Source organism: Streptomyces flavusporus (assembly GCF_046267975.1).
Taxonomy (GTDB): Bacteria; Actinomycetota; Actinomycetes; order Streptomycetales; family Streptomycetaceae; genus Streptomyces; species Streptomyces flavusporus.
In genome coordinates, this window is the sequence record NZ_CP176503.1 from 8,634,629 (window position 1) to 8,647,080 (window position 12,452).

Genomic DNA, 12,452 nt, shown 5'->3' on the forward strand with positions numbered 1-12,452 from the left:
GGATGTGTACGGGTGGTTCTCGCTTGCCCGTTCTGGGTTGTAAGTCTAGACGCGGATGCTCTCGGGGGTCGTCGGCAACTCCGCCCGCCTGGTCAACCACACCCCCCCCATCTGCCCAGCGAGGCCGGCCAGGCCATGCGCGTGGCTCCGCTCGAAGAGAGCCGGGTGCGCTGACCGGCGGAACCCGGCGACTTCCACCTCTTCAACGGCGCCAGCCTGGCGCCTTGCTCCGAGTCATTGAGGTCAGCAGGCGTGACGTGGGCGAGATCGCCGTTGATGGGATGGCGCACCAGCGTTTCCGCCGTGTTCCTGCCGATGGTCATCGGCTCATCGTGCGCACCAGGACACCGACCCGCTCGGCCCTGCTGACGACTACGACAGACGGCAGGGCCCGGCGTCCCGAAGCCGGGATGCCGGGCCCTGCCGCAGCGGCGGGATCAGGCGGGGCGGATGTTCTCCGCCTGCGGGCCCTTCTGGCCCTGGGTGACGTCGAACTCGACCTTCTGGCCCTCCTGCAGCTCGCGGTAACCCTGGGCGGCGATGTTGGAGTAGTGGGCGAAGACGTCGGGGCCGCCGCCCTCCTGCTCGATGAAGCCGAACCCTTTCTCACTGTTGAACCACTTGACCGTGCCCCTGGCCATGACTGTCTCCTTCGAGGGGAACCGGGCCCGCGCCCTGCGTGCCCGGGAGGTGATCGCCCTGGTCCGGAGAGGCGCTGAAAAGCAAGAACACCCGTGATGGCGATCACGGGCGAACGGGACTTCGGAACCACGACTACTGATCACGACGCTACACCCGCGTGGTGGCACTCGCTACCAAGAAGGCGCCGGTATCAGCGTCCGGCCTGTCGGTGTACTCCCAGGCATCGGCCACCTCGGGGACCGTCGTCCTCGTCTTGTCGTACCAGGGGGTCTCGGGAGCGCCGAATGGTGTCGCAGCTGTGGTGCAGGGCTATGTCGGAGTCAACCAGGGCGGTGCCGATTGGCACCTGTTCCGCCTCGCCCGCGGGCGCACCACCGTCCTCGGCCCGGCCCGCCTGCACGATGAAGCCGGATAGCCGTGGGCAGGGAGCAGAACCTCGTCGTGCCCCGGGTCGCCCAGCAACCACGGTCGGGCCGCCCCAGTGGCGCGGGGGAGTCCCCCGGCAGGGCGCGTGCCCAGGATCGCAGGGCACGCGCCCTGCCGGATACCTGCTCGGTCTTCTTGACCATGGCCTTGCCGCAGCAGCACGTCGGGCTCTGCTGGCCCGTGCAGGTCGGCGGAGCCGCCTTGGTCACGGTCAGTTCGCACCCGCAGGCCACGTCGGGGCAGCGGTAGACCTCTCCCTCGCGGAACGGCATGGCGCTCGCCTCTCTGGTCGCATTCCTGTGCCCACGCCCGCGACGCTAGAACTCGGCCCCTGGGGACAGGTCAACACTGGCAGGAAGGAGGTACGGACATGGCTGAACCAGCACTGACCATCGGGCAGGCCGCGAAGGCCGCGGGGGTGACCCGCAAGGCTATGCGGGTGTACGAGGCGAGGGGCTTGCTGCCCGCTGCCGAGCGGACTGCGGCTGGCTATCGGCTCTACACCGACTGAGACGTGGAGCTGCTGACCTTCATCCGCCGCGCCCGCCCCCTCGGCCTGCACCTGGACGACGTCCGCACCGTGCTCGCGATCCGTGACGGCGGCACCCCTCCGTGCGCCGCGGTCCGCGAGCTGCTCGACGCCCGCATCCGTGAGATCGACGCCGCCCTCGACGACCTCCTGGCCCTGTGCCAGACGCTCGCCGAGACCCGTCAACGTGCCGATGACTGCAGCGGTGACGAACCCGTCGCCGTCTGCGCGATCATCAAGACCGGGCAGTGAACGGTTCTCTGACGCATCCAGCGGCTGGCTGAGGAAGCGGTGGCGGCAACTACACCGGGGGCCGACGAACGTCGCGGTGATGGCGGGGGCGGCGGCCAGGAACGGGCCGAGGTGCGCCTCGGGGGAAGCAAGGATGTCGCCCCGGCTCCCATGACCGGCGATGACTGCCGCGCCGGCCTCGATGCCCCATGACGCTGGGCCGGCCCGTGGCGGTGAAGCTCCTGCTGGCCCAGGAGGCCGATCCCACCGCCGCCTCCCGCTTCCGTCTGGAGGCGCAGACCGCCGGCAGGCTCAACCACCCCAATGTGGTGGGCGTGCTGGACTTCGGGGAGTACGAGGACCGGCTGTTCCTGGTGATGGAGCTGGTCGCGGGCGATAGCCTCGGCCGCCTTGCCTCCGCCGGACCACTGTCCGCCGAGCAGATCGCCCGCATCGCCGCCCAGGCCGCGGCCGGGCTCGCCGCCGCCCACCGGCAGAGCATCGTGCACCGCGACATCAAGCCGGCGAACCTGCTCCTGGACGCCGACGGCACCGTCAAGATCGGCGACTTCGGCATCGCACGCTTCCTCGACGACTCGGCCGCCGCCCTCACCGCCGCCGGGCAGATCGTCGGCACCAGCCTCTACCTGGCCCCCGAACGCGCCGTGGGCCGGTCCGCCGGACCGGCCTCCGACGTGTACTCCCTGGGCTGCGTGCTCTACCAACTACTCACCGGGCGCGCTCCGTTCCAGGCCGACACCGCGCTCGCCATCCTGCACCAGCATCTCGACGCTCCGCCCGTACCGCCGCGCGAGCTCGGCATCCGGCTGCCGCCCGCGGTCGAGAGCTACCTGCTGGGCCTGCTCGCCAAGGAGCCGGAGGAGCGGCCCACCGCCCAGCAGGCCGCCGACTGGTTCGCCACCGGGGCATGGCAGGGCCATCCCGAGCCCCTGCCCGCCGCCGCACCGACGTCCCGGCAGCGGACGGTGCCCCTGGCGGGCCCAGCACCAAGCACCGGGCTCGGACCTGGTCAGGACGGTCCGGTCGGTGAAATCGGACCTGCGACCACGTATATGTTGCCGTCCGCTTCGGGGCGCACCGGCAGCCCATCTCGCCGTGCCGTCCGGCAGCGGCCGGACGTACGAGACCTCGCCTCACGTCGCCCGATGCTGGAGAGTGCGCTCGCCGGGACAGTGATCTTCCTGGCGGCCATGCTCGTCGGCATGATGTGGTGGTCACCTGACAACAGCGCGGCGGAGACCTCTCGGACGAGCCCCAGCGGTACCACAAGCCCTGATCCGGCATCGAGTCGCTCGGCTCCGTCCACCGAGCCGAGCATCACTCCAGACCCAGCCGGCACATTGCCAGCCCCTTCCAGCTCTGCTCCAAGCCCTTCGAGTTCCGTTCTCGCGGACGACGAGGACCTTGAGACAGAAGGGGTGGGAGGCGACAGCGGGGCGAGGGAGAAGAAGGACAAGGAGGGGCGGGAGCGTCGGGGCGAGGACAAGGACGACTGACCACGCCGCGACCGCCCGCTGATCGATGGCACGCCGGCGTCGACGCGGGTCGGGCGAGCCGGTCGAACGGGTCGCGCAAGCGGGGCCGTAGGAGGCCAGTGCCCGGTCACCGGCCCCAGAGGGCCGACTGGTCCGCTTGTTGGCGCGGTCCGGTCCCAAGCAGCTGGGCGGCTTCAGGCTTGCCGCCCGGCAGCACGCTCCAGCCCCCAAACGGCCTACGCTGCAAGGCGCCACGACACCGGACCGGCTTGCATGAGAGCACAGGACTCACGGAGCTCACATGCGAAATCCGACCGAGAATGATCTCACTGCTCAGCGCTGGGCCACTCAGATGTTCGGTGTGCTCACCCTCGATGGGGTTTGGACGCAGCGGCTCAACGCTGACCGGATGACCTACGACGATATGGCCGACGCGGCCGACATCGGCAGGATTCTGGTCGACGATTGGAAGCAAGTAACCGACGCCGAAGCGCACAAGTTCATCCGCGATTACGTGCTCAGTAACCGGCACACGGTGGAACAGAGCGAGGCCGGCCGCGCTCTGCTTAGACGTGTGGCCGGAGACGACGGCGACCCGTGGGCGGTTGTCGTCGACTCAGTTGACGGCCTCTTTGCTGCGCGAGACTCCGTCGCAGAACAGCTCACAAACAAGATCGAGGCGCTACACAACCGCACATGGACACCGGGCGATCTTCCTGATCATGTCTGGCGACGAGGGGTTGTAGTCCTGGCAATCGCCCTGCTCGTGATCGGACTACCAGACCTGGCGACCGTCCTTGGCCTTGTCCTGACTCTGCCCTCTGACCCCGTACCGGGTCCTTCCCCCGACGGGTGAAGCCTTCCCCTCCCCTCGGGGGATGCGGTAACCCCGCCACCCGCCCAGGCGGCTCGCGGGCTCAGGGCGTTGAGGATGCACGAAATGTGGTGCCGCGCAGACCCCTCAGGGCAAGCGGTGTGGCATGTGCTGACGGCTGCAAAGACGTCGACGCTGTGCGGGGTGGAGACGCGGGAGGAGCCCAGCAGGCGGGAAATCGACGGACAAGCACTGATTTTAGGAAGGCGATTCAGGACGCCAAGGCGTGACTTCCTCCTTGCCGCCGAACCTGGCGGATCCGCGGCGTCCGGGCGCAAAGAGCAACGACCCACAAAACCGTTTGCGTTGTGCGTCACCAACCGACGCATCAAAGCAGGTCACATGCGGTTTCCGCGGAGCAGCGGCGTTAGAGGCCACTGCACTTGTCGCGACTGTCTTCCGAAGGTCAGCCGGGCCGTCGAGCGACCCTGCAACGGGGTCCTGACCTGCGTGAATCCGCCAACACAAGAAACTCGCTCCAGCGTCTGAGGCTCCCCAAGTCCCGGAAACAGTGAGCTGTTTCCGTGCGCCCAGCAGAACGGGAGGTGACACCGTGACGTAGCGGTGTTCTTGCTGTTCGGAAGCTCGTCGTCGCCTGCCGGTGGAAGTCTGGTCCGGGTAGCTGCCAGGAGGCCCGGTAGCAGGCTGGCGGCGTCGGAGGGAAACGGCCGACGTCGAAGCCCAGCGTCAAAGGCCCTGCAAGGGGGAGCGACGATGCGGTCCGTAGCATCACGCGAAGCCTGCGGCGTCGTTACTCAGCCACTCGTATGGGTGGAACGAGGGAGTGCCGAGCCCTTCGAAATCGGGGTGAAGGCCATGGAAGCGGTGAAGATCCTGGACGGGCAGCCGTGAAGGACTCCCCGGCGTATGGGGCGCGGAACGTATCGAGGGTGGCGGCGGGAACTGGGGAGGCCCTCCCCGGCCCGGTGACCTGCGATGTGGTGACACCTAGTGGTGACACCTACGCGCGCTTGGCTGCTGGGTTCGGCGTCGGCCAAGGCGTTCGTCATCCTCGACGGTACACTCCTTGCGATCGACCGGATCGCCGCCGACCGCCCGTACTGCTCCGGCAAGCACAAGAAGCACGGCATGAACGTGCAGGTGATCACCGACCCGTTCGGCGGCCTGATCTGGGCCTCGCCCGCCTTGCCTGGCGCGGTCCACGACGTCGCTGCCGCCCGCACCCACCAGCTCATCGATGCGCTCGCCGAGGCCGGCGTCAAGTGCTTCGCGGACAAGGGGTATCAAGGCGCGGGAGGTAGCGTGAGCGTCCCGTTTCGCGGCAAGCACGAGAACCTCTCCGCCGGCAAGCAGGCGGTCAACGCCGCTCATGCCAAGATCCGAGCCGTCGGCGAGCAGGCCATGGCCGCTCTCAAGGGCTGGCGACTGCTGCGCAAGCTGCGCTGCAGCACCAATCGGATCACCGAGATCGTCAAGGCCGTCCTTGCCCTTCACCTCGCGTCAGCGTGAGGTCGGACAGAGCTCGTTGTCAGAACCGTGCGGCACGCTTGATCTATGCGAACCCTCTTCAGCGGCGAAGTGCACGTGGCCTACGGGCAGGTCTATGTCTGCAGCGACGACGACGGCCTCGACCTCGGAGATTCTTTCGCCGGGCAGCGGGCCGGGCTGTGCGGCGGGGCAGTGCCAGGCCATCTCTTTCTGCTGACTGGAACGCACACCGGCTCCGTCCCAATGACCGTCGAGCTGCACGAGACGGAGCCGCCCCTGGACGCCGACGCCTGGGAGGACATCGTCGAGGTGTCGTTCCGCCCCGTATCGGACAAGACCTATCTCGTGGAGTGGGACTGCCGCTGGTATCCGCTCCCCCTCTCCGAGACCTCGTACCGGGTCCGTTACCACTGCCGAGGCATGGACGAGGCGCGCAACGCGGTACGCGACGCGGGCGAACCCGTGCTGGAGGAGTATCTGCTGCGATTCTGGCCGAGCCCGCCGGCCCCGGACCGCGTGGTCAAGGAAACCAGCCGAGCCGCCGCCTATTGGCACGAGTTCGCGCGCAAACAGCCCCCAGGCCCCACCCCCGAGGAGCGGGCCGAGGCAGAGCACCAGGCCCGCGAGGAGCAGGAGCACGCCGAGCTTCAAAAGGAGATGGACGCGTGGGGCGGGCGCCTGCCCAGCGACCGACTGCGGGATGTCCGGGACAAGCTCCGGGCGGTCAAGGGCTATCCCCAGGGCCTCGTCGGCCTCGATGCCGCACTCGTGCATGCGATCGATGCCGCAGGTCCCGAGGAACAGCGCGCCCTCGCCCGCTGGGCAGCGCACCGCGCCTGCGCGACAGCAGGGCTCAGCGAAATCGACTGGGTGGCGCGCGGCCTGGCGGAACTCGACCGGGGCGAGCCCTACTCGCCGCCCCTGGACGACTCAAGACGGCTGCGGGACGCCGTGCTCTCCGACGCACGCGTTCCACAGTCCCATGACGGAACCCCCGGCTTGCCCCAGGTCGCCGCCCTCACCGCGCTCTGGGACGCCGCCGCCCCCGACCCCCTCAAAGCGGCGCTGGACGCCCTCCTCGCGGCGGTGGTCACCCATGACACCGACTACCCCCACCTCTTCGCGGAGGTCCGCCGCACCTTCCCGGCGACAGCCACCGCGCCCCAGACAGAGAGGAACGACCGCCAGTAGCGCCACCGCGTGCTCACCGTCCGTACCGCGCCCCCAGCGCAGCACCCGCGCCTGGCTGGCTGGTGCCGTGACCGAAAACCTTCACCGAGGTGGGTTCTGCCGGGTGTCTACGGCGATGGATGTCGCGCAGGTCAACTCAAGGTCGTGACACGGCCTGTCAGTTCCCTGGTCTAAGACCGACCGGCAAATGGATCACTTGAGGCGTCGGGTGGTGGGTCGGCCGTCCCAGCGATAGCGGCTGTGTGCTTGGCGGATCAGCATGCGGAGCGTGACGAGAGCGGCGGCGAGGTAGAGGTAGAAGTCCACGACCTTGCCGCTTCGCTCGGTGCAGCGCCGGAGCTTGCCGTAGTCGTTCATCCACGCGTGGGTCCGCTCGATCGGCCAGCGTCGACTGGCCCGGATCGGGGCGGGCGCGCCCTTGCGGGCGATGTCGGACGTGAATCCCAACTCGGCTATCAGCGCGCGGGACTTGTTGTTGTCGTAGCCCCGGTCGAGGTTGACGTTGACGGTGTCCGGCAACACGCCGACCTGTTCCTTCGCGGCGTCCAGAGTGGGTCCGAGCAGCGGCGAGTCGTGTCGGTTGGCGCCGGCGGAGACGATGCCGAGCGGGACGCCGCGGGCGTCGCCGGCGGTGGAGCGCTTCAGCCCCTGCTTGCCCCGGTCGACCGGCGAGCGGCCGGCCTTCTCCCCGTCGGACGGGGCCTTGGTGATGCAGCCGTCCACCGAGATCTCGTCCAGGTCGAGGCCGATCATCCGGTCGTAAGCCTCCAGGGCGAGAGCGTGTACGGTCTTGGAAATCCCTTGCTGCGACCACTCCTTGAGGCGTCGACGGATGGTCCGGTCGGAGCATTCCGGGGTGGAGATCCGCTCGTACCCGGAGCCGTGGACCAGCGCGAGCACGACGTGCTCGAAGACGGTCCGGTCGGGGATCCGGCGGCGGTGGCATCCGAGCGGGTGGCTCGCGGCGTACTCCTCCCGGACGGGCAAGAGCGCGGCGAACTGGTCCCAGAGGGGTTCGAGCAGGCAAGATGGCAGCGCGGGCACGGCCGTCCTTCGTGATCACTGAGCGTAGAGAACTCCATGATCACGTGGACCCGTGCCCGTTCAGCAACCACCCCGGAGCCCGGGTACCTATTGCCGGTCGGTCTAAGGTCGCCCGCATGGCTGAGCCCTCCTTTCTGACCGCCGTGCGCGAGTCGTACGACACGGTCGCCGCCGATTACGTCGAACGCGTCCCGCCTCCAGCCGCGATGGACCCGCTGTCACGCGCGATGCTGGCGGGGTTCGCCGAACTCGTGCGGACGGCCGGTCTGGGCCCGGCCCGGGATTATGGGCAGCGCTCTTCTTCATGGCCCTTCAAGCCGGGCTGCCAGATCCTCGGGGAGGGAGTCCCGATTGGTCCGGGTCACCTGGACGAGTGCGATGTCAGGGCGCTGCTTGAGGGCGTCGGTGAACGGGTCACTGTGCGCGTGGACCGTGGCTACGATGTCGATGTCGGACTCGAACAGGCACCGGACCATGTCCTGGAACGCGGTGCACGCCAGCTCCATACGCCCGAGCTCGTCGATCAGCACGAGATCTCCAGGAGCAGGATCCGCTGCCGCTGACCTGAGCGGCGGCAGCGCGAGCCGCTCCATGACGCCCAGATCGACGCCGTACCGGCCCACCCGCGGTGGACCCGGGAAGTCGACATGGGCGAGCACGGCTCGCATGCCGCCCTCCAGTGTTTCCAGCGCGAAACCGCTCCGGGTACCGCCGTGCCGGATCTCCTCCGTGGTGAAGCCGACAGCCCTACGGGTGCGCAGGAGCGCGGCCAATCGGCGAACAATGGTCGTTTTGCCCGAGCCGGGACGTCCCTCGAGCAGGATTCTCGTCGGCATCTCGTGCTCCATATCAGGTCCGTCTTACGGGTTCCCGGTGCGCTGGTCGGCGTACTCGGCCAATGAGGTGTCTGGCCCGCCTGGGCCGGTGCCGCCCGCGCTGTTCCGGGTAAGGCCGCGCGTATGACGGGAATTGAGCTCACGAGCGCGGCGTTCGGCGACCATGCGGCGATCCCTCGACGTCACAGCGGGGAGGGCGACGACGTCTCGCCGCCGCTGACCTGGTCGGCGGTGCCGGACGGTACGTCGGAGTCGGTCCTGCTCTGCGAGGACCCTGACGCCCCGGGCGGGACGTTCCTGCACTGGCTGGTCACCGGTACCGATCCGGGGAGTACCGGTGCGGTGGAGGGGGAGCCACCTCCCGGCGGCCGGGAGTGGCCCAACGGTTTCGGCCGGATGGGCTGGAGCGGTCCGATGCCTCCGCCGGGGCACGGGGTGCACCGCTGCTTCTTCCGCCTGTGGACCGTGTCGGAGTCGCTTCCCCTGCACGGTCGGCCGACAGCCGACGCAGTGCATCGTGCCGTGAAGGGCAGGGAGTTGGCGAGCAGCACGCTCGTGGGCACGTACCAGCGCTGACCATCATTGCGGAGGTTGGTGGAGATGCCCATGGGTTCGGGTCCCGCGTGCCGCTTTGCTCACCACCAGGCGCGCCCGGCCAGCAGGGTGTCCGTGATCAGCTCGACGCGCTCGCCGTTGGCGTCGTAGCCGAACATGCGGGTGGGCGCGTTGAGTGCCTCGGTGTGGCTGGGATAGGTGAAGTAGAGGAGTTCGCCGCAGTGTTCGGCAGCGTCGTCCAGGAGCGACTCCTGGCAGGTGCCCAGCACCGTGATGCCGTGTTCCTGCGTGCTCCTGGCCAGGGCTCCGAGGACCTCCTGACGATGGTGTGTGCCGAGGGAATCGCCCAGTTCGTCGAGGATGAGCACGCGGCCGCGTGGATGGGGTGAGGCGAGGAGCGCGGCCAGGACCAGATGGATGGAGAACAGCTTCTCCTGCGCCGAGTTGGTGATGTTGTCGTAGGGCAGCAGGGGGCCGTGAGGAGTACGCCGCCAGTACGGTGTCACTTCGCAGCGCCACACGTCCTGCGGGGAGGGTGGCGGGGTGAGCGCACGGAGGAGTTCGGCACCGTACATGCCGGCGTCGCGGTTCAGCGTGGCGAGGGCGTCTTCGATGTCGTCCAGGGCCTGTTCGAGCCGCAGGGCGATGCTGCCTTGCATGGTGCGCAGGCTCATCCGAAGGTCGGCGACCTTCTGCTCGCCGAAGGCGATCCGGTCGGAGCGCCCGGCGCGCTCGGCGGCGATGCGCTGGGCGGCCGAGGTGTCGGAGTCGGCGAAGCGGTCGAGCCAGTCCTGGAGAGCGCGTGCGGGCGCTTCGAACGCGGTGGCATCGGCGAACGGGCGGCCGGCACTGTCGTCGCTGAGATTGTTGCGGCGCCGGACGGCGTCCTGGAGTGCGGTGGTCGGCGCGCCGGCACCGGTGTCGGTGTCGATACCGACCGCTTCGAGGGCGTGGTCGAGGTGACGGCCGGCCCGTTGGCGCAGGGTGCTCTCGCTTCGGCGTTCGGGTTGCGGGGTCTGTCGGCCCCCGACCACGGGTGAGGTCGTGGGCCGGCGCAGGGCGCGGAGGGCGGCTTCGCGGCTGCCGCCGTGTTCTTGCCAGTGGGTGATGTCGAGAGCGGCGAGCTGCTTCTCGAGGGCTGCGTGTTGTTCGGCGGCCTGCCGTTCGACCGACCGGGCCTTGTCGATCACGCTCTGGGCTTGAGCGTGCTGGAGAGCGTGGGTGGCGTGGGCGACGACCGCTTGCTGCAGGGCGCTCTCGGCAGCGTCCCGTACCTGCTTACGCGCCGTTGTCCTGCGCTGGAGAGCGGCGAGTTCACGTTCGAGCGCGGGGCGCTGGGACCGCAGGTGAGCGGCCGAAGCGGCGGCCTGAAGGCGGCGGACCAGTTCCTCGCTCTGCGCTTCGGATTCCTTGGCCTGGTCACACAGCCGGTGCGCGGCGGCGAGGTCCTGCTCCGCCTGTGCCACCTCGGTGCGAAGGCGGTCGACGAGGGCGGCTCGGCCGGTGAACGGTTCGGTGAACCCGCCCAGCACGCACAGGCCGAGGGCGTCATCGACCGCGGTGTCCGGGCTGTGTTCCAGGCGCATGCGTGTGGCCAGGGCATCCAGGAAGCCCCGCACGGGGTCGCCGACGTGTCTACCCGTATCGTCGGGTACGGCGATCAGGACGGCACCCGGCTGGTCGGCCAGGGCTCTGCGGGCGACGGGGACCTCGGATGCCCTGACACACACGGCGTCGCCGTACAGCGCCAGGCGCGGCTCCCATGCGAAGCGCTCCTCGGGGGGCAGGCCGAGCCCGTCGAGCAGCCCTGTGGCGCTGATTCCCGCCGTGCTCAATGTGCTGATCGTCCGTCCGGTGGCGCCGTAGCGTCCTTCTCCGGCCCGGGAGAGGTCGTCGCGGGCGTGCTGAAGCCGCGCGTCGGCCTCGGCCAGGCGGACCTCGCAGGCGACGGTGTGCCGATGGGCTCGCCCAGCCTCGTGGCGGGCGTCATCGAGATCCCCGCGCGCCCCGGCCGCGGCGTCCTCGGCTTCTTGGAGCGCCCGGTTGTGCGAGGCGAGCCGGTGACGAGCACCGCTCTCCTCGACGTGGGCCTGGTCCAGCAGCCGCTCGGCGGTCTGCTTGGCGAGTTCTGCCTCATTGCGCTGGCGTTCCAGGCGCGTAGGGTCCTCGAGTGCATGCTGAACGGCTTCGGCTGATGCACGCTCCTCCCGGGCTCGTGCGAGCGTCTCGGCTTGATCGTCCAGCGCGGTTTGCAGCTGCTCGGCGCGCTCAAGAGCGTCAAGCAGCCCGCGTGCGTAGTGCAGGGCCCACAGGTTCTGAGCGCGGGCGAGTTCCTCGCGCGCGTTGCTGCGCTGGGTGACGGCGTGCAGGGCTCGTTCCTCGAGCGCGTGACTGTCGACGTCCTCGGTCCGGCTGGTCTGCAGCTCGTGCTCCGCTTCGCTCAGGTCATGGCGCAGGGAGGCGTCGGTGTCCAGCAGGGAGGCGCGGCCGGTGAGTCCGATCAGTGCGGTGCCGATGCCGGCGGGGGTGAACAGGCCGGTGTCGAGCTTGAGCAGGGAGGGCCCGCCGCGCCGTTTCCCCCGGGAGGTCAGGAAGGCGAGGCAGCGGGGGACGGGCCCGTACAGGGCGGTCGCGTACCGGGTGGCTCCCAGCGAGGACGCCGACGGCAGTCCGCGGTAGATCTCGGCGGCCTGACGGTGGCGTTCGTCGTCGTCCTGGGCGGTGGCCAGGCGAATGCCGGGGGCGTGCCGGACCTCGACGTAGGTCGGGGTGGCGGACAGCTTCATCCATATGGTGTGGGCGGTGCCGGCGACGTCGTCCGGGGCGGCGAAGAGCCCGGCGATGTAGCCGGTGGTCGCGGGTGCGTAGCCCTGGGCGGCCACTCCGGCGGTCTGCGGCTCGAAGAGCAGGTCCGCGACGGTGGCCGGACCGCTGCTGTGCATCCGCCATTCCGGATCGCCGAGGAGCAGGGCGACGGAGGCCAGCCAGCTGGTCTTCCCGGACTCGTTCGCATCCCTGGGGCCTTTCCCGGAGACGGCGACGAAGCAGCCGGGGATGAGCCCGACCGCAGTGGAGGGGTGCCGGGCGATGTCGAAGGTCTGGACGCACAGCAGCTGCCGGTCCCCGATGATCCCCAGGCTCATCGGGGCATCGTCCGGGGTCTGCGCTTCGTGCGGCGG

11 protein-coding genes and 1 pseudogene are annotated in these 12,452 nt (G+C 69.4%); 8 read left to right on the forward strand and 4 right to left on the reverse strand.

Annotated elements, in window-relative coordinates; genetic code table 11:
* Nucleotides 1–437: 437 nt before the first annotated feature.
* Nucleotides 438–641, reverse strand: a complete 204-nt coding sequence (locus tag ACKTSN_RS40625; protein WP_409473636.1) for a cold-shock protein — start codon at nt 639–641, stop codon at nt 438–440.
* A gap of 161 nt (nt 642–802) precedes the next feature.
* Here ACKTSN_RS40625 and ACKTSN_RS40630 point away from each other — a divergent pair, with 161 nt between their 5' ends.
* The 7 genes and pseudogenes from ACKTSN_RS40630 to ACKTSN_RS40660 all read left to right on the forward strand — a co-directional run bounded on the left by ACKTSN_RS40630 (nt 803) and on the right by ACKTSN_RS40660 (nt 6,838).
* Complete coding sequence (locus ACKTSN_RS40630) at nt 803–1,057, forward strand: hypothetical protein (RefSeq protein WP_409473637.1); 255 nt, start codon at nt 803–805, stop codon at nt 1,055–1,057.
* 381 nt (nt 1,058–1,438) lie between these two features.
* Entirely contained in the window at nt 1,439–1,579 is a 141-nt protein-coding gene (locus tag ACKTSN_RS40635) for a MerR family DNA-binding transcriptional regulator (protein WP_409473638.1), read from the forward strand.
* A 3-nt stretch (nt 1,580–1,582) separates the two neighbouring features.
* On the forward strand, nt 1,583–1,849 hold the full coding sequence (locus tag ACKTSN_RS40640) for a MerR family DNA-binding protein (protein WP_409473639.1): 267 nt from the start codon (nt 1,583–1,585) through the stop codon (nt 1,847–1,849).
* 188 nt (nt 1,850–2,037) lie between these two features.
* On the forward strand, nt 2,038–3,345 hold the full coding sequence (locus ACKTSN_RS40645) for a serine/threonine-protein kinase (protein WP_409473640.1): 1,308 nt from the start codon (nt 2,038–2,040) through the stop codon (nt 3,343–3,345).
* A gap of 280 nt (nt 3,346–3,625) precedes the next feature.
* A complete protein-coding gene (locus ACKTSN_RS40650; RefSeq protein ID WP_409473641.1) occupies nt 3,626–4,180 on the forward strand; it encodes a hypothetical protein in 555 nt (184 codons plus the stop codon).
* A gap of 1,005 nt (nt 4,181–5,185) precedes the next feature.
* Nucleotides 5,186–5,668, forward strand: a pseudogene (locus tag ACKTSN_RS40655) (transposase family protein); the annotation flags it as partial.
* 45 nt (nt 5,669–5,713) lie between these two features.
* Complete coding sequence (locus tag ACKTSN_RS40660; RefSeq protein ID WP_409473642.1) at nt 5,714–6,838, forward strand: hypothetical protein; 1,125 nt, start codon at nt 5,714–5,716, stop codon at nt 6,836–6,838.
* A gap of 192 nt (nt 6,839–7,030) precedes the next feature.
* On the opposite strand, the gene ACKTSN_RS40665 is transcribed toward ACKTSN_RS40660, so the two are convergent.
* Together ACKTSN_RS40665 and ACKTSN_RS40670 are read right to left on the reverse strand one after the other, a co-directional pair.
* Nucleotides 7,031–7,882, reverse strand: a complete 852-nt coding sequence (locus ACKTSN_RS40665) for an IS5 family transposase (RefSeq protein WP_409473643.1) — start codon at nt 7,880–7,882, stop codon at nt 7,031–7,033.
* A 302-nt stretch (nt 7,883–8,184) separates the two neighbouring features.
* Nucleotides 8,185–8,718 carry an NTPase gene (locus ACKTSN_RS40670; RefSeq protein ID WP_409473644.1) on the reverse strand — a complete coding sequence of 178 codons (534 nt, stop codon included), beginning with the start codon at nt 8,716–8,718 and terminating at the stop codon, nt 8,185–8,187.
* A 123-nt stretch (nt 8,719–8,841) separates the two neighbouring features.
* Between ACKTSN_RS40670 and ACKTSN_RS40675 the strand changes: the two genes are divergently transcribed.
* A complete protein-coding gene (locus tag ACKTSN_RS40675) occupies nt 8,842–9,294 on the forward strand; it encodes a YbhB/YbcL family Raf kinase inhibitor-like protein (RefSeq protein ID WP_409473645.1) in 453 nt (150 codons plus the stop codon).
* A gap of 59 nt (nt 9,295–9,353) precedes the next feature.
* On the opposite strand, the gene ACKTSN_RS40680 is transcribed toward ACKTSN_RS40675, so the two are convergent.
* Nucleotides 9,354–12,416 (reverse strand): hypothetical protein, encoded by a 3,063-nt coding sequence (locus tag ACKTSN_RS40680; RefSeq protein ID WP_409473646.1) that lies wholly within the window; start codon nt 12,414–12,416, stop codon nt 9,354–9,356.
* Nucleotides 12,417–12,452 lie beyond the last annotated feature (36 nt).